Raw genomic sequence first — 16,656 nt, 5'->3', positions numbered from 1 at the left:
CCGCCCGGATCACTCCTCCCCGGCACTCAGCCGAAGACCCGAACACCCCATCACCGAAGGGACGTTTCGCCATGCCTAAAATCTTCATCAACTACCGCTCCGGGAACGGCGACCACCTGGCAGCGGCCTTGGACGAAAATCTCCGGAACCGGTTCGGTGCGGACGCGGTCTTCCGCGATGGCCGCTCTCTCAAGCCGGGCACTGCCTACCCCCAGGCGCTCCTGCGTGAACTGCGCCGCAGCAGTGTCCTGCTGGTCGTCATCGGTCCCGGCTGGGGGCGCTCGCCCCGGTTGCTCGAAAGCGACGACTGGGTGCGCCGGGAGATCCTCGTGGCCCAGAGGCTGGGTCTCGACATCGTGCCGGTGGTCGACGCGGCGGCAGGCAGGTTCCTCGACAACTCCGAGCTGCCCGAGGAACTCGCCTGGCTGGCCCGGCACCAGGCCCTCTCGTACGCCCCGTACACCTCCGTCAGGGACCTCACGGTGATCGGCGACACCTTGCTCGATCTCGTCCCCGACCTGGTGGAACTGACCACTCCCCCGGCACCTGCCGAGAAGGGCGGCACCAACAACTCGGTCAGCGGGGGCAACAGCGGCACTCTCGTCCAGGGCCGGGACTTCAGCGGTGACATCGGCACTGTCATCAAGGGCAACAGCGGCGGCCAGTTCCATACCGGCAAGGGGGACCAGCACGTCCACCACCACAACGACTCGACACAGTTCAGCGTCGACGGCGGCACGTTCGTGGCCGGGTCGAACAACCGGGCCGTCAACCACCGCTCCGAGAACGAGCCCGGAGAGGGGCGCTGCCCGCGGTGAACGACACCTTCAACAGCCGACTCGACTCGGAGCACATCACCGCGCACACCGGCGGCGGAACGCAGCATGTCCACAACTACTTCGGCCCGAGCCGCAGGTTCCGCGAGCAGAACGTCCAGCCCCTCGCAGAGGATCATCTCCGCTGGCTGTATCAGCGCTTCGCACCACCTGACGGCCTGGACAACGCCCGAAGGGTGCTGGATCGCACGCGTACCGTCCTGCTCCAGGGCAGCCCTGGCGTCGGCCGGAACGCAGCGGCGCGCATGCTGCTGTTCGAGTACAACGCGTTGCGGCCCACCCTGCGCGAGGTCCTCCCCGAGGACGATCGAGGCGAGCTGCTCCTGGACTCACGGCAGATCGACCAGGGCGAAGGACTCCTTCTCGACTTATCGACTCTTCCGGCGGAGAAGTGGCCACGGATCCGGGAAGCCCTCTCCGGCTATCACGCGACGATCCAACAGAAGGGCTGCCGACTGGCCGTAGTTCTGCCGCACCAGACCGACCTCGGCATCCACGGTGCGCTGGCCATGCACCTGGCAGAGCTCAGGCGCCCGGACCCCGAGGCCGCCCTCCGCCGGGCGCTACGGAAGGACGACCTGCCGGAAGACCTCCCCTCCCCTCCTCCTCAGCCTGTGCTGGATTTCCTCCGAGGCGCCCCACCGATGCGCCGGGTCGGTGCACTCGCCCTCCAGATCGTTGCGGCCTGGCGAGCCGAACCGCACGGGAAGATGGACGGCTGGTGCAGCACTGCGGTCACCCCCTTCCTCCGGCGGCCCGAACAGGTGGCAGAGGACCTCGGAAGGCTTGTCGACGGCCGGGACAGGGCCCTGCTCCTGAGCACGGCCATGCTGGAGGGCTCCCGCTCGGACGCGGTGTACGAGGCGTGCGAATCGCTCCTGGCCACGGTCGAGTTCCCCCCGGACAAGCGGCCCCTGCTGGAGCGGGAGGACCTGTCGGAGCGGTTCCGCCGGATCAGGGCGACCCCCGACAAACAGGGCAGGGTCAGCCTGTCCGACTCCGGCGCCGCCCTCGCCGTGCGTACGCATTTCTGGAACAACATGCCTGGTTTACGGGGGCAGTTGGGGACATGGGTCGGCGAGACCCTCACTCTGCGGACGCTCTCGGAGGACGACCGCTGCGACCTCGCAGGCCGCTTCGCCGAGCAGACCCTGGGTACCGGCCGACCCGACGAACTCCTGGTCCAGGTCCGCTCCTGGGTGGAACGCAAGGGCGCTCCGGTATGGCCGGCAGCCGCCCAGGCGCTCACGTACGGGGCGCTCCATCCGGAAATGGGCCGCGACTTTCGCAAGGTGCTCTACGACTGGGCCACTACGGCGACACTCGCGCCCGGCCTGTCCCGGGTTCTCCTCGAGGTGTGCAAGGGGCCCTTCGCGCAGCGCTACCCGGAACAGGCCCTGGTCCGCCTCCATCACCTGGCGAGACAGCGGCGGAGCGGTCACGAAGCGGAGAGTGAGCTCGTCGAACGCAGCCTGTCGACCCACCATCTGCACCGGTTCATGCTGGACCGCCTCGCCGACGGTCTGACGAACGGCCGCCACTGTGCCGACACACCGCTGTTCCTCGCTCTGTCCACGCCCGAAGCCCTGACGGGCCTCCGTGACCGCACACGTCCGCTCCTTGACGAGCGCACGGTCCGGGAGAACCTCACCACCTGCTGGGAAGTGCTCTTCGACCGGGTGCCCGCTCCGCAGTGGAGCGACCACGCCCACGTGTGGTTGTCCACCGCCGACGCCTCGTCATCGGGCCGTTCCTCGCAGTACGTGGAGGTGCTCGTCAACGCGTGCCGGGGCCGCCCGAAGCCCTGCGGCCAGCTCTACCACCTGGCGCGCGGGCATGCCGTGGCCGACGCCGTGCTGCGCAGGATCAACGCCGCTCAGGGCGTGCCCTCGGACTGAGCTGCCCCTCACTCCCTTCCCCTCTCCCCAACGCTCTTCAGGAGTTCCGCATGCGTTCCGGGCACAAGACCATGACCGGGTTCGTCACCATCCTCTTCGCCCTGCTGATCGTGATCGTCGGACTGTGCTCCGAGTGGCCGCTCTGGGTCTGGTCCACAGCGTTCGGTCTACTGGTGCTGGGTACCGCGATCGCGCTGCTGCTGTTCCGCCGACCGAAGCCGCTGATCCCGTACGAGCACCAGCTGGAACCCGAGGCTCCGCTGCCGCCGGTGGAACGCTGGGAGTGCGTCATCAGGAACGTGGCGCTGCCGAGCCTGTCGGAGGACTACGACTTCCTCTTCACGGCCACCATCCGCTGGATTCCGCAGGACGTCGACGACGACGCCCCCGGCATCAACGCCGGCGGCCTGGCCGTGGACGCCGTTCTCGAGCGCGCGCGGTGCATCACCCAGCAGGAGTCCGCGCACCGCAGTTCCCTGGTCCAGCATCGTCTCAACGGCGAGTTGGCGATCATGCAGCTGGACGGGAGCGGCAGGGTCGCGACCATGGCCGAGCGCGTGCAGCTCACCCTCAGCGACGCTGACCGCGAACGCCTGGAGAAGCTGGCGACCGTCCGCAAGAACGAAGCGGTGTGGGAACACGAGCGCAAGTGGGAGCAGAGCAAGCGGGCCTATCTGGGCGATGACGTGCTGAAGACCCCGGGGAGCGCGGTCGTGTGGTGGCTCGCGAAGAACGAGGAGAAGGTCGACAAGGCAGTCGCGGACATCGGCCTTCTCGCCGAGCTCTCCTCTGCGGCCCACGATCAGCCGGTGCCCGAGGGCTTCCACCGTTTCGTCCCCGACCTGGCGGCGCCGGCGCCCAGCCTGCTCGTCGAAGAACAGCCACCCTGGCCGTCAACTCCTCGATCGCCGTACGAGTACGTCGACTTCATCGCGGACCATTGCGGGCTCGACGAGGACGACCCGCGGCGCGCGCTCTTCATCGAGCGCATGGCCAAGGCGGCGAAGGGAGCGGGACTCGATGAGATCGGGGACGCCTTCCTCCGCCTGTTGGACGACTTCGCGACGGCGCACGACAGCGAAAACGAGGAGCCGCCGGACACGGGTGACGAGCCGTTCGGCCTCTGACGTCTGGCCGCTGCAGCCGCCCCTGAACGCCGGAGGCCCGGCCTCCCCCAAGGGAAGCCGGGCCTCAAGCGTCAAGCGGAACCGAAACGGAACCGTGGACCTACAGCCCCACAGCCTTCCGCAGCGCGTCCACGCGGTCCGTCTTCTCCCAGGTGAACTCGGGGAGTTCGCGGCCGAAGTGGCCGTAGGCGGCCGTCTGCGAGTAGATCGGGCGCAGCAGGTCGAGGTCGCGGATGATCGCGGCCGGGCGGAGGTCGAAGACCGCCTGGATGGCCTGCTCGATCTTCTCCACGTCGACCGTGGCGGTGCCGAAGGTCTCCACGAAGAGGCCGACGGGCTCGGCCTTGCCGATCGCGTACGCGACCTGGACCTCGCAGCGGGAGGCGAGGCCCGCGGCGACGACGTTCTTGGCGACCCAGCGCATCGCGTACGCCGCCGAGCGGTCCACCTTGGACGGGTCCTTGCCGGAGAAGGCGCCGCCGCCGTGGCGGGCCATGCCGCCGTACGTGTCGATGATGATCTTGCGGCCGGTCAGGCCGGCGTCACCCATCGGGCCGCCGATCTCGAAGCGGCCGGTGGGGTTGACCAGGAGGCGGTAGCCGTCGGTGTCCAGCTTGATGCCGTCCTCGACGAGCGCCTTCAGCTCGGGCTCGACGACGAACTCGCGGATGTCGGGCGCGAGCAGCGAGTCCAGGTCGATGTCGCTGGCGTGCTGCGAGGAGACGACCACGGTGTCGAGGCGGACGGCCTTCTCGCCGTCGTACTCGATGGTGACCTGGGTCTTGCCGTCGGGGCGCAGGTACGGGATGGTCCCGTTCTTGCGGACCTCGGAGAGGCGCTTGGACAGGCGGTGCGCCAGGTGGATCGGGAGCGGCATCAGCTCGGGGGTCTCGTCCGAGGCGTACCCGAACATCAGGCCCTGGTCGCCCGCGCCCTGCTTGTCCAGCTCGTCCTCGTCGCCTTCGACGCGCTTCTCGTACGCCGTGTCGACGCCCTGCGCGATGTCGGGGGACTGGGCGCCGATGGAGACGGAGACGCCGCAGGAGGCGCCGTCGAAGCCCTTCTTGGACGAGTCGTAGCCGATCTCGAGGATCTTCTCGCGCACCAGCTGCGCGATCGGCGCGTACGCCTTGGTCGTGACCTCGCCGGCCACGTGGACCAGGCCGGTGGTGATCAACGTCTCCACGGCGACCCGGGACGTCGGGTCCTCGCGCAGAAGGGCGTCAAGAATGGTGTCGCTGATCTGGTCAGCGATCTTGTCGGGGTGACCCTCGGTTACAGACTCCGAGGTGAACAGACGACGGGACACAACGCTCCCTGGGGTTGCAGCGGCTGCTGGCTGATCATTGACGGACCTGCCGGGAGCTGCGCCCGGCGGTGGTCCGCCACCAGTTTATCGGTCACCTCCGGCCACTGGACCACGTGTCTCGCTTAGTGGGAGTCCAGTGACCTGCGGCACTGCATTCTGCGGTACGACGATAGGTCTCCACCAGGGGGCCCATGCCCGATTTCTCGGAGTTCGGGACACCCGGTGGAGCGAACGTCACAAACTTTCGCGGCTCAGCCGAGGCGAGGCACGACAAGATCCCAGAGTGTGTCAGCAAGGGCCTCCTTCGGACCGTGCGGCACCTGGGTCTCGCTGCCGTCGGCCCCGAGGACGACGGCTTCGTTCTCCTCGGCGCCGAACGTCTTGCGCTCGCCGACCTCGTTGACGACGAGCAGGTCGCAGCCCTTGCGCTCGAGCTTGGCGCGGCCGTTGGCGAGGACGTCGTCGGTCTCGGCGGCGAAGCCGACGATCACCTGGTCCTCCCTGGCCCGGTCCGCGGCGATCTCGGCGAGGATGTCGGGGTTGCGTACGAGCGCGATCGGCTCGGGCTCCTGCCCGTCCTTCTTCTTGATCTTCCCGGCGGCGTACGTCGCGGGCCGGAAGTCGGCCACGGCCGCGGCCATGACCACGGCATCGGCCTCCGGCGCCGCCTTCAGTACGGCCTCACGCAACTGTACGGCGGTGCCCACGTGCACGACGTCCACCCCGGCAGGGTCGGGCAGCTGGGCGTTGGCGGCGATCAGCGTGACCCGCGCACCCCGCGCGGCCGCGGTGCGGGCGAGCGCGTACCCCTGCTTGCCGGAGGACCGGTTGCCCAGGTACCGCACGGGGTCGAGGGGTTCACGCGTGCCGCCCGCGCTGACCACGACGTGGCGGCCGCTGAGGTCGGCCTCGGCGGTGCCCCGGGCCAGGCTGTGACGCTGCAAGACGTGTCGGCAGACCTCGTAGATCTCGCCGGGCTCGGGCAGGCGGCCCTTGCCGGTGTCGACGCCGGTGAGGCGGCCGACGGCGGGCTCGATGACGACGGCGCCGCGGCGGCGCAGCGTGGCGACGTTCTCCTGCGTGGCCGGGTGCTCCCACATCTCGGTGTGCATGGCGGGCGCGAAGACGACCGGGCAGCGGGCCGTGAGGAGCGTGTTGGTGAGCAGGTCGTCGGCAAGGCCGTGGGCCGCCTTGGCGAGCATGTCCGCGGTGGCGGGGGCGACGACGACGAGGTCGGCCTGCTGCCCGATGCGGACGTGCGGGACCTCGTGGACGTCGGACCAGACCTCGGTGGAGACGGGGTGCCCGGAGAGCGCGGACCAGGTGGCGGCGCCGACGAACTGCAGGGCGGACCCGGTCGGCACGACCCGTACGTCATGACCGGACTCCGTCAGCCGACGCAGCAGCTCACAGGCCTTGTACGCGGCGATGCCCCCGCTGACCCCCAGGACGACCTTCGGCTTGTCCACTGCCCACTCCCCATTCGCGATGCGGTTCGTACCCATGACACACCACAGGCCCGGCAGTCGCGCTGCCGGGCCTGTGGTGAAAAAAACCTGCGCCTACGAATGCTGCGCCGGTGAGAAAGCTGCGCTTACTGAGCCGGGCCCTCGATGGCCTCGGAGGTCAGCAGACCCGCGTTGATCTCGCGCAGGGCGATCGAGAGCGGCTTCTCGTGGACGTGGGTGTCCACCAGCGGACCGACGTACTCGAGGAGACCCTCGCCGAGCTGCGAGTAGTACGCGTTGATCTGGCGCGCGCGCTTGGCCGCGTAGATCACGAGGCTGTACTTCGAGTCGGTGGCCTCGAGGAGCTCGTCGATCGGCGGGTTGATGATGCCCTCGGGCGCGGTGATGGAAGAGGACACGCTCTACCTTCCGAAGAATGGAAAAAGATCAGACAACGCCTGATCACACAACGTTCACCAAGGCTAGCAGCTCACGGGCCACGTCCTTGACGGAGGTGTTGACAAGGGTCGTATCGAACTCCGACTCGGCCGCGAGCTCCACGCGTGCGGCCGCCAGCCTGCGTTCGATGACCTCGGGCGCCTCCGTGCCCCGGCCGGTGAGCCGGCGGACCAGCTCCTCCCAGCTGGGCGGCGCGAGGAAGACCAGCTGGGCCTCGGGCATCGACTCGCGGACCAGACGGGCGCCCTGCAGGTCGATCTCCAGGAGTACGGGCTCGCCCGCCTCCAGGCGTTCGAGCACGGCGGCCCGGGGGGTGCCGTAGCGGTTGCCCGCGAACTCGGCCCACTCGAGCAGCTCGCCGTTGGCGATCAGCTTGTCCATCTCTTCGTCGGTGACGAAGAAGTACTGCACGCCGTGCTCCTCCCCGGGGCGCGGCTTGCGGGTCGTGGCGGACACCGAGAGCCAGACCTCGGGGTGTTCCTTGCGCATATGAGCGACGACCGTGCTCTTGCCGACCCCCGAGGGGCCGGAGAGCACGGTCAGTCGCGGACGTGATTCCGGGGGTACGGGGGTCGCCCCCCGGGATGTTGCAGCCATGCAGCGATTATCCAGGTTCTCAGGAGTGCCTGAGACCGTCAGGCGGCGGTGCCGCCGAACTCACGCTCCAGGGACGCGATCTGGTTGGAGCCGAGGCCGCGCACCCGACGGCTCTCGGAGATGCCGAGGCGCTCCATGATCTGCTTGGCGCGGACCTTGCCCACGCCGGGGAGCGACTCGAGGAGGGCGGAGACCTTCATCTTGCCGATGACGTCGTTCTCCTGGCCCTGCTTGATGACCTCGTGGAGGGAGGCGCCGGAGTGCTTGAGTCGATTCTTGACCTCGGCCCGCTCCCGGCGAGCCGCGGCGGCCTTTTCGAGCGCGGCTGCGCGCTGTTCAGGGGTAAGGGGCGGAAGAGCCACGCCTACGTCACCTCGGTTGTCGATCTGTCGGATACGGACCGGTGAGGAACCTAGTCGCCCCACACCAGGGGAGCAACGAGCAACGTTTGCCCGTCCACTCTCGACGGAGACTAGCGGCCAGGACCGCTGGAGTCAGCGAGAACAGCGGAAAAGTCCTGGTCAGCCTCCGCTGAACTATACATTTCCGGCATATTGCACCGGAATTGAGGTGGGAGACGGCTGGTTGTCGCGACAAAAGTCACCGGGCGGGCTCCCGACGTGGGGCCCGCCCGGTGATCGACTGCCGATCTCGCTACGCGACGGCCGCCCGCACCTCGTCCGCGAAGCGCTCCGCGGCGTCGCGCAGGGCGCCCGCGTCCGGCCCGTGCCGCAGCACGCCGCGGCTGACGTTCGGCACGACGTTGCGCACGGCCGCGCCGAAGACCGCCGGAAGGTCCGCCGGGGTCGCGCCCTGTGCCCCGATGCCGGGGGCGAGCAGCGGGCCGTTGATGGCGAGGTCGTACGAGGAGAGGTCGCCGAGCGTCGCGCCGACGACCGCGCCGAAGGAGCCGAGGGGCTCGGCGCCCGCGTTCTCCTCGGCGAGGTGCGCCAGGATGGTCGCGCCGACGTTGCGTCCGTCGGCCCGTACAGCGTGCTGGACCTCGGCGCCCTCCGGGTTGGAGGTGAGCGCGAGCACGAAGAGTCCGGCGCCGTTCTCCCGCGCGAGGTCGACGGCGGGCTTGAGGGAGCCGTAGCCGAGGTACGGGGAGACGGTCAGGGCGTCCGAGAACAGCGGGGAGTCCTTGCGCAGGAAGGTCTCCGCGTACGCCGCCATGGTGGAGCCGATGTCGCCGCGCTTGGCGTCCATGACGACCAGGCCGCCGGCCGCGCGGACGTCGGCCACGGTCTGTTCCAGTACGGCGACGCCGCGCGAGCCGAAGCGCTCGAAGAACGCGGACTGCGGCTTGAACACGGCGACGGTCTCGCCGAGCGCCTCGACGACGGTGCGGGAGAACCGCTCCAGGCCGTCGACCGAGTCGGGCAGGCCCCAGGAGTCCAGCAGCGCGGCGTGCGGGTCGATGCCGACGCAGAGCGGGCCGCGCTCGTCCATGGCGCGACGGAGGCGGGCGCCGAAGGGCTCGTAGGTCGTCATGCGGACTTCCTCACGTCGGCGCCGACGGCGTCGGCGAGCGTGGCGTACGGGCTGGTGTTCAGGCGGGCCGCGAGGCCGTTGTGCATGGCGCGCATCCAGAACGGGCCCTCGTAGATGAAGGCGCTGTAGCCCTGGACGAGGGTGGCGCCGGCGAGGATGCGCTGCCAGGCGTCCTCGGCGTTCTCGATGCCGCCGACGCCGACCAGGGTGATGTCGTCCCCCACGCGCGCGTAGAGGCGGCGCAGGACCTCCAGGGAGCGCTCCTTGAGCGGGGCGCCGGAGAGGCCGCCGGTCTCCTGGCACAGCGCGGGGTCCGAGGTCAGGCCCTCGCGGCCGATGGTCGTGTTGGTGGCGATGATGCCGTCGAGGCCCAGTTCCACGGCGAGGTCGGCGACGGCGTCGACGTCCTCGTCCGCGAGGTCCGGGGCGATCTTGACGAGCAGCGGGACGCGGCGGTCGGTGACCGTGCGGTCGGCCGCTTCCCGTACCGCGGTGAGCAGCGGGCGCAGGGACTCCGTGGCCTGGAGGTTGCGCAGGCCGGGGGTGTTGGGCGAGGAGACGTTCACGACCAGGTAGTCCGCGTGCCCGGCGAGGCGCTCGGTGGACTTCACGTAGTCGGCGGCGGCCTCCTCCTCGGGGACGACCTTGGTCTTGCCGATGTTCACGCCCACGACGGGCTTGAACACCGGCACGCGCGCGTGGAGGCGTTCGGCGACGGCAGCCGAGCCCTCGTTGTTGAAGCCCATGCGGTTGATGAGGGCGCGGTCCGGGACGAGCCGGAACAGGCGCTTCTTGGGGTTGCCGGGCTGCGGCTCGCCGGTGACGGTGCCGATCTCGACGTGGTCGAAGCCGAGCATCGCCATCCCGTCGATCGCGACGGCGTTCTTGTCGAAGCCGGCGGCGAGGCCGCAAGGCCCGTGCATGCGCAGGCCGAGGGCCTCGGTGCGCAGCTCCTTGAAGCGCGGCGCGAGCGCGGCGGCGACGAAGGTGCGCAGGACCGGGACGCGGGCGGCGAGACGGATCCAGCGGAAGGCCAGGTGGTGGGCCTGCTCCGGGTCCATGCGCTTGAAGACGAGGTTGAAGAAGAACTTGTACATGGAGTGTTCCTGGGTGTCCTCAGGGAGGTCACGAAGAGGGGGACACCGTTTCCGGTGTCCCCCTCCCCGATCGCTAGTCGCGGGCCGCGGTCAGGTGCTCGGCGTGTTCCTGCAGTGAACGCACGCCCACGTCACCGTGGTTGAGCGCGTCGATGCCCTGGACGGCGGCGGCGAGCGCCTGCACCGTCGTCAGGCACGGCACGCTGCGGGCCACGGCCGCCGTACGGATGTCGTAGCCGTCGAGGCGGCCGCCGGTGCCGTACGGGGTGTTGACGATGAGGTCGACCGCGCCGTCGTGGATGAGCTGGACGATGGTCTTCTCGCCGTTCGGGCCCTCGCCCTCGGACTGCTTGCGCACGACGGTCGCGTTGATGCCGTTGCGCTTCAGCACCTCGGCCGTACCCGACGTGGCGAGCAACTCGAAGCCGTGGGCGACGAGTTCACGCGCCGGGAAGATCATCGAGCGCTTGTCGCGGTTGGCGACCGAGATGAACGCACGGCCCTTGGTGGGCAGCGGCCCGTACGCACCGGCCTGCGACTTGGCGTACGCCGTGCCGAAGACCGAGTCGATGCCCATGACCTCGCCGGTGGAGCGCATCTCCGGGCCGAGGACGGTGTCGACGCCGCGGCCGTGGATGTCGCGGAAGCGGGACCACGGCATGACGGCTTCCTTGACGGAGATCGGCGCGTCCATCGGGAGCGTGCCGCCGTCGCCCTCGGCCGGGAGCAGGCCCTCGGCGCGCAGCTCGGCGATGGTGGCGCCGAGCGAGATGCGCGCGGCGGCCTTCGCGAGCGGCACCGCGGTCGCCTTCGAGGTGAAGGGGACGGTGCGCGAGGCACGCGGGTTGGCTTCGAGGACATACAGGATGTCCCCGGCCATCGCGAACTGGATGTTGATGAGCCCGCGGACACCGACTCCCTTGGCGATGCCCTCCGTTGAGGCCCGAAGCCGCTTGATGTCGAAGCCGCCGAGGGTGATCGGGGGCAGCGCGCACGCCGAGTCGCCGGAGTGGATACCGGCCTCCTCGATGTGCTCCATGACGCCGCCGAGGTACAGCTCCTCGCCGTCGTAGAGCGCGTCCACGTCGATCTCGATGGCGTCGTCGAGGAACTTGTCGACGAGGACCGGCCGCGAGGGGCTGATCTCGGTCGACTCCTCGATGTACGCGGAGAGGCGGGCCTCGTCGTACACGATCTCCATGCCGCGGCCGCCGAGGACGTACGACGGGCGGACGAGGACCGGGTAGCCGATCTCGTCGGCGATGGCCTTGGCGCCGGCGAAGGTCGTCGCGGTGCCGTGCTTCGGGGCGGGCAGACCGGCCTCGGCGAGTACCCGGCCGAAGGCTCCGCGGTCCTCGGCGGCGTGGATGGCCTCGGGCGAAGTGCCCACGACCGGGACGCCGTTGTCCTTCAGGGCCTGCGAGAGGCCGAGCGGGGTCTGGCCGCCGAGCTGCACGATGACGCCGGCGAGCGGGCCCGCCTGCTGCTCGGCGTGCACGATCTCCAGGACGTCCTCGAGCGTGAGCGGCTCGAAGTAGAGGCGGTCCGAGGTGTCGTAGTCCGTGGAGACGGTCTCGGGGTTGCAGTTGACCATCACGGTCTCGTAGCCCGCGTCGCTGAGCGCGAAGGAGGCGTGGACGCAGGAGTAGTCGAACTCGATGCCCTGGCCGATGCGGTTCGGGCCCGAGCCCAGGATGATCACCGCGGGCTTCTCGCGCTGGGCGACCTCGGTCTCCTCGTCGTACGAGGAGTAGAAGTACGGGGTCTTGGCGGCGAATTCGGCGGCGCAGGTGTCGACCGTCTTGTAGACCGGGCGGACGCCGAGGGCGTGCCGGACCTCGCGGACGACGTCCTCGCGCAGGCCGCGGATCTCGGCGATCTGGTGGTCGGAGAAGCCGTGCCGCTTGGCCTCGGCGAGGAGGTCCTTGGTCAGCTCGGGGGCCTCGGCGAGCTCGTCCGCGACCTCCTTGATCAGGAAGAGCTGGTCCACGAACCAGGGGTCGATCTTCGTGGCGTCGAAGACCTCCTCGGGGGTGGCGCCCGCGCGGATGGCCTCCATGACGAGGTTGATCCGGCCGTCGGTCGGACGGACGGCCTCTTCCAGAAGAAGAGCCTTGTCGCCGGTCTCGCCGACGAACGTGAACTGCGAGCCCTTCTTCTCCAGGGAGCGCAGCGCCTTCTGGAACGCCTCGGTGAAGTTGCGGCCGATGGCCATGGCCTCGCCGACCGACTTCATGGTGGTGGTGAGGGTGGAGTCGGCGCTCGGGAACTTCTCGAAGGCGAACCGCGGGGCCTTCACGACGACGTAGTCGAGGGTCGGCTCGAAGGAGGCCGGGGTCTTCTCGGTGATGTCGTTGGGGATCTCGTCGAGCGTGTAGCCGACAGCCAGCTTGGCCGCGATCTTCGCGATCGGGAAGCCGGTGGCCTTGGAGGCGAGCGCCGAGGACCGGGAGACGCGCGGGTTCATCTCGATGACGATCACGCGACCGTCCTCGGGGTTGATCGCGAACTGGATGTTGCAGCCGCCGGTGTCGACGCCGACCTCGCGGATGATCGCGATGCCGACGTCACGCAGGCGCTGGTACTCGCGGTCGGTGAGCGTCATCGCGGGTGCGACGGTGATCGAGTCGCCGGTGTGCACGCCCATCGGGTCGAAGTTCTCGATGGAGCAGACGACCACGACGTTGTCGTTCTTGTCGCGCATCAGCTCCAGCTCGTACTCCTTCCAGCCGAGGATGGACTCCTCCAGGAGCACCTCGGTGGTCGGGGAGAGCGTGAGGCCCTGGCCGGCGATGCGGCGCAGCTCCTCCTCGTCGTGCGCGAAGCCGGAGCCGGCGCCGCCCATGGTGAAGGAGGGGCGGACGACGACGGGGTAGCCACCGAGCTCCTCGACGCCCTTGAGGACGTCGTCCATGGAGTGGCAGATGTACGAGCGGGCGGACTCGCCGTGGCCGATCTTCTTGCGGACCTCCTCGACGACGCCCTTGAAGAGGTCGCGGTCCTCGCCCTTGTTGATGGCCTCGACGTTGGCGCCGATCAGTTCGACGCCGTACTTCTCGAGGACTCCCTGCTCGTGCATGGAGATCGCGGTGTTGAGCGCGGTCTGGCCGCCGAGGGTGGGCAGGAGCGCGTCGGGGCGCTCCTTGGCGATGATCTTCTCGACGAACTCGGGGGTGATCGGCTCGACGTAGGTGGCGTCGGCGATCTCCGGGTCGGTCATGATCGTCGCCGGGTTGGAGTTGACCAGGATCACCCGCAGGCCCTCGGCCTTGAGGATGCGGCAGGCCTGGGTGCCGGAGTAGTCGAACTCGGCGGCCTGGCCGATGACGATCGGGCCGGAGCCGATGACCAGGACGGACTGGATATCGGTGCGCTTAGGCACGCTCGGCCTCCATCAGATTCACGAAGCGGTCGAAGAGGTACGCGGCGTCGTGCGGTCCGGCCGCCGCCTCGGGGTGGTACTGGACGGAGAAGGCCGGCTGGTCGAGCAGCTGCAGTCCTTCGACGACCTGGTCGTTCAGGCAGACGTGGGAGACCTCGGCGCGCCCGTAAGGCGTGTCGGAGACCTTGTCGAGGGGCGCGTCGACGGCGAAGCCGTGGTTGTGCGCGGTGACCTCGACCTTGCCGGTGGTGCGGTCCTGCACCGGCTGGTTGATGCCGCGGTGGCCGTACTTCAGCTTGTACGTGCCGAAGCCGAGGGCGCGGCCCAGGATCTGGTTGCCGAAGCAGATGCCGAAGAGCGGGGTCTTGCGCGCGAGGACCGCCTGCATCACGGAGACCGGGTGGTCGGCGGTGGCCGGGTCGCCCGGCCCGTTGGAGAAGAAGACGCCATCGGGGTTCACGGCGTAGATGTCCTCGGCCGTGGCGGTCGCGGGCAGCACGTGCACCTCGATGCCGCGCTCGGCCATGCGGTGCGGGGTCATGCCCTTGATGCCGAGGTCCACGGCGGCGACGGTGAACTTCTTGGTGCCGATCGCGGGGACGACGTACGTCTCCTTGGTGGCCACCTCGGCGGACAGGTTCGCGCCCTTCATCTCCGAGGCCTGGCGGACCTCGGCGAGCATGGTGCCCTCGTCGGGGAGCGCGTTGCCGGAGAAGATGCCGACGCGCATCGCGCCGCGCTCCCGCAGGTGCCGGGTCAGCGCGCGGGTGTCGACGCCGGAGATGCCGACGACGCCCTGGGCGCGCAGCTCCTCGTCGAGGGAGCGCTGGGCGCGCCAGTTGGAGTGGACGCGGGCGGGGTCGCGGACGACATAGCCCGACACCCAGATCCGTCCGGACTCGGGGTCCTCGTCGTTGACGCCGGTGTTGCCGACGTGCGGGGCGGTCATCACGACGACCTGGCGGTGGTACGAGGGGTCCGTCAGGGTCTCCTGGTAGCCGGTCATGCCGGTGGAGAACACGGCCTCGCCGAAGGTCTCCCCCACGGCCCCGTAGGCGCGGCCGCGGAACATGCGGCCGTCCTCCAGGACGAGTACGGCGGGAGTCTTGGCTCCCCGGGTGGAGGTCGTCATCGTGCGGCGCCTTCCGTCGTGTTGTCGGTGGTGTTGCTGGTCTCGGTGGTGGTGCTGGTCATGGAGTCGATGGCCTCGACCCAGGCCGTGTGCTCGGCGGCGTGGTCGGAGCGGAAGCCGGAGTCGAGCAGCTTGTCGCCGTGCGCCCAGGTCACGACGAGCAGGCCGCCCTCGGCGAGGACCTTGCCCGCAATGCCCTTGTCGAGCCGGGCCTCGCGCAGTTGCCCGGCTGGGACGAAGAAGTCGCCGGCTCCGGGGCGTACGACGCTCAGTCCCGCGTCCGTCAGGGTCAGCTCGACCCGGCTGCGGGTGCCGAGTCCGTGCGCCACGATGCGGTCGAGCCACTGCCCGGCGGTCGTGGAGCCGTGGTACCGGCCGCTCAGCTCAAGTCTCGCCGGGCCGGGCTCGGTCGGCAGCGCGGGCAGCTCGGGCAGATCGCCCTGGAGCGTGCCGCGCCACTTCCAGCCCTGGCGCATCAGCCAGTAGACGAGCGCCACGAAGAGCGCGAGTCCGACGAGCCAGCCGATGCGCGCGGCCCAGTCCGTCACTTCCGCCGATTTCTGTTCGGCGGCGAAAATCCAAGGTGTGCTCACGCCAGCTTCCCGTCGATGACCGTGGCCCGGCCCCGCAGGAAGGTGTGGGTGACGCGACCCGGCAGCTCGCGGCCCTCGTAGGGGGTGTTGCGACTGCGGGAGGCGAAGCCCGCGGGGTCCACCGCTCCACGGTATGCCGGATCGACCAGGGTGAGGTTGGCGGGCTCGCCTGCCGAGACGGGCCGGCCGTGGCCCTCAAGGCGGCCGATCTTCGCCGGGTTGACGGACATCCGCTGGGCGACGCCCGCCCAGTCGAGCAGCCCGGTGTCGACCATCGTCTGCTGGACCACGGACAGGGCGGTCTCCAGGCCGACCATGCCCATGGCGGCGGCGGCCCACTCGCAGTCCTTGTCCTCGCGCGGGTGCGGGGCGTGGTCGGTGGCGACGATGTCGATGGTGCCGTCGGCCAGCGCCTCGCGCAGCGCCATGACGTCCTTCTCCGTGCGCAGCGGCGGGTTGACCTTGTAGACCGGGTTGTACGAACGCACCAGCTCGTCGGTGAGGAGCAGGTGGTGCGGGGTGACCTCGGCGGTGACGTCGATGCCGCGGGACTTGGCCCAGCGCACGATCTCGACCGAACCGGCGGTCGACAGGTGGCAGATGTGCACGCGGGAGCCGACGTGCTCGGCGAGGAGGACATCGCGGGCGATGATCGACTCCTCGGCGACGGCGGGCCAGCCGCCGAGGCCCAGCTCGGCGGAGACGGTGCCCTCGTTCATCTGGGCGCCCTCGGTGAGCCGGGGCTCCTGGGCGTGCTGCGCGACGACTCCGTCGAAGGCCTTCACGTACTCCAGGGCGCGGCGCATCATCACGGCGTCGTCGACGCACTTGCCGTCGTCGGAGAAGACCTTCACGCCCGCGGCCGAGTCGTGCATGGCGCCGAGCTCGGCGAGCTGCTTGCCCTCCAGGCCGACGGTGACGGCGCCGACCGGCTGCACGTCGCAGTAGCCGGACTCCTTGCCGAGCCGCCAGACCTGCTCGACGACGCCGGCGGTGTCGGCGACGGGGAAGGTGTTGGCCATCGCGTGCACGGCGGTCCAGCCACCGCGCGCGGCGGCCTTCGTGCCGGTCAGGACGGTCTCGGAGTCCTCACGGCCGGGCTCGCGCAGATGCGTGTGCAGGTCGACGAGGCCCGGAAGGAGCACCTGGCCGTCGGCCTCGACGACGGTCGCGCCCTCGGCGCTCAGTCCCGTACCGACCTCGGCGATCGTCTCGCCGTCGATCAACACGTCCTGCGCTTCGCCACCGAGGACCTTGGCACCACGGATAAGGATCTTGCTCATG

At 69.7% G+C, this 16,656-nt stretch carries 14 protein-coding genes; 3 read left to right on the top strand and 11 right to left on the bottom strand.

What is annotated here, in order from left to right:
* Window positions 1–71: 71 nt before the first annotated feature.
* Genes RCO28_RS12220 through RCO28_RS12210 form a run of 3 tightly spaced genes read left to right on the top strand, consistent with a single transcriptional unit; the run spans window position 72 to window position 3,861 of the window.
* Window positions 72–818, top strand: coding sequence for a toll/interleukin-1 receptor domain-containing protein (locus tag RCO28_RS12220; protein ID WP_308941067.1), 747 nt, complete (start codon window positions 72–74; stop codon window positions 816–818).
* The gene (locus RCO28_RS12215) at window positions 815–2,734 is read left to right on the top strand and encodes a hypothetical protein (RefSeq protein WP_308941066.1); all 1,920 of its coding nucleotides are present in this window, start codon (window positions 815–817) and stop codon (window positions 2,732–2,734) included. The genes RCO28_RS12220 and RCO28_RS12215 overlap by 4 nt, the downstream gene beginning before the upstream one ends.
* Before the next feature lie 50 nt (window positions 2,735–2,784).
* Entirely contained in the window at window positions 2,785–3,861 is a 1,077-nt protein-coding gene (locus RCO28_RS12210; RefSeq protein ID WP_308941065.1) for a hypothetical protein, read from the top strand.
* Window positions 3,862–3,961: 100 nt separating this feature from the next.
* Here RCO28_RS12210 and metK read toward each other — a convergent pair whose 3' ends face one another.
* The 11 genes from metK to RCO28_RS12155 form a co-directional block, all read right to left on the bottom strand.
* Window positions 3,962–5,170, bottom strand: a complete 1,209-nt coding sequence (gene metK / locus RCO28_RS12205) for a methionine adenosyltransferase (protein ID WP_308941064.1) — start codon at window positions 5,168–5,170, stop codon at window positions 3,962–3,964.
* 251 nt (window positions 5,171–5,421) lie between these two features.
* Complete coding sequence (coaBC, locus tag RCO28_RS12200; RefSeq protein WP_308941063.1) at window positions 5,422–6,639, bottom strand: bifunctional phosphopantothenoylcysteine decarboxylase/phosphopantothenate--cysteine ligase CoaBC; 1,218 nt, start codon at window positions 6,637–6,639, stop codon at window positions 5,422–5,424.
* A 125-nt stretch (window positions 6,640–6,764) separates the two neighbouring features.
* Window positions 6,765–7,037 carry a DNA-directed RNA polymerase subunit omega gene (rpoZ, locus tag RCO28_RS12195; RefSeq protein WP_005319902.1) on the bottom strand — a complete coding sequence of 91 codons (273 nt, stop codon included), beginning with the start codon at window positions 7,035–7,037 and terminating at the stop codon, window positions 6,765–6,767.
* Between the two features lie 43 nt (window positions 7,038–7,080).
* The gene (gene gmk / locus RCO28_RS12190) at window positions 7,081–7,674 is read right to left on the bottom strand and encodes a guanylate kinase (RefSeq protein ID WP_308941062.1); all 594 of its coding nucleotides are present in this window, start codon (window positions 7,672–7,674) and stop codon (window positions 7,081–7,083) included.
* A 38-nt stretch (window positions 7,675–7,712) separates the two neighbouring features.
* Window positions 7,713–8,036, bottom strand: a complete 324-nt coding sequence (locus RCO28_RS12185; RefSeq protein ID WP_031515413.1) for an integration host factor — start codon at window positions 8,034–8,036, stop codon at window positions 7,713–7,715.
* 292 nt (window positions 8,037–8,328) lie between these two features.
* The gene (pyrF, locus tag RCO28_RS12180) at window positions 8,329–9,168 is read right to left on the bottom strand and encodes an orotidine-5'-phosphate decarboxylase (protein ID WP_308941061.1); all 840 of its coding nucleotides are present in this window, start codon (window positions 9,166–9,168) and stop codon (window positions 8,329–8,331) included.
* Window positions 9,165–10,265, bottom strand: a complete 1,101-nt coding sequence (locus RCO28_RS12175) for a quinone-dependent dihydroorotate dehydrogenase (RefSeq protein WP_308941060.1) — start codon at window positions 10,263–10,265, stop codon at window positions 9,165–9,167. The genes pyrF and RCO28_RS12175 overlap by 4 nt, the downstream gene beginning before the upstream one ends.
* Window positions 10,266–10,338: 73 nt before the next feature.
* Window positions 10,339–13,647 carry a carbamoyl-phosphate synthase large subunit gene (gene carB / locus RCO28_RS12170; protein ID WP_308941059.1) on the bottom strand — a complete coding sequence of 1,103 codons (3,309 nt, stop codon included), beginning with the start codon at window positions 13,645–13,647 and terminating at the stop codon, window positions 10,339–10,341.
* Window positions 13,640–14,779 (bottom strand): glutamine-hydrolyzing carbamoyl-phosphate synthase small subunit, encoded by a 1,140-nt coding sequence (gene carA / locus RCO28_RS12165; protein ID WP_308941058.1) that lies wholly within the window; start codon window positions 14,777–14,779, stop codon window positions 13,640–13,642. Before carA ends, carB begins: the two co-directional genes overlap by 8 nt.
* Window positions 14,776–15,372: a hypothetical protein gene (locus tag RCO28_RS12160; protein ID WP_308941057.1), complete on the bottom strand. Its 597-nt coding sequence runs from the start codon at window positions 15,370–15,372 to the stop codon at window positions 14,776–14,778. The genes carA and RCO28_RS12160 overlap by 4 nt, the downstream gene beginning before the upstream one ends.
* Window positions 15,369–16,655 carry a dihydroorotase gene (locus RCO28_RS12155; RefSeq protein ID WP_308941056.1) on the bottom strand — a complete coding sequence of 429 codons (1,287 nt, stop codon included), beginning with the start codon at window positions 16,653–16,655 and terminating at the stop codon, window positions 15,369–15,371. Before RCO28_RS12155 ends, RCO28_RS12160 begins: the two co-directional genes overlap by 4 nt.
* Window position 16,656 lies beyond the last annotated feature (1 nt).

It is taken from the genome of Streptomyces sp. LHD-70, from assembly GCF_031157275.1.
In the GTDB taxonomy this organism is placed as follows: domain Bacteria; phylum Actinomycetota; class Actinomycetes; order Streptomycetales; family Streptomycetaceae; genus Streptomyces.
This window is presented reverse-complemented; position numbering and strand designations above follow the sequence as displayed.

What these genes read in the sequence shown, in the direction of transcription:
- RCO28_RS12210 (WP_308941065.1), top strand. Translation starts at nt 2,785, where the DNA reads ATGCGTTCCGGGCACAAGACCATGACCGGGTTCGTCACCATCCTCTTC.
- pyrF (WP_308941061.1), bottom strand. Translation starts at nt 9,168, where the DNA reads ATGACGACCTACGAGCCCTTCGGCGCCCGCCTCCGTCGCGCCATGGAC.
- RCO28_RS12175 (WP_308941060.1), bottom strand. Translation starts at nt 10,265, where the DNA reads ATGTACAAGTTCTTCTTCAACCTCGTCTTCAAGCGCATGGACCCGGAG.
- gmk (WP_308941062.1), bottom strand. Translation starts at nt 7,674, where the DNA reads ATGGCTGCAACATCCCGGGGGGCGACCCCCGTACCCCCGGAATCACGT.
- RCO28_RS12220 (WP_308941067.1), top strand. Translation starts at nt 72, where the DNA reads ATGCCTAAAATCTTCATCAACTACCGCTCCGGGAACGGCGACCACCTG.
- carA (WP_308941058.1), bottom strand. Translation starts at nt 14,779, where the DNA reads ATGACGACCTCCACCCGGGGAGCCAAGACTCCCGCCGTACTCGTCCTG.
- RCO28_RS12155 (WP_308941056.1), bottom strand. Translation starts at nt 16,655, where the DNA reads ATGAGCAAGATCCTTATCCGTGGTGCCAAGGTCCTCGGTGGCGAAGCG.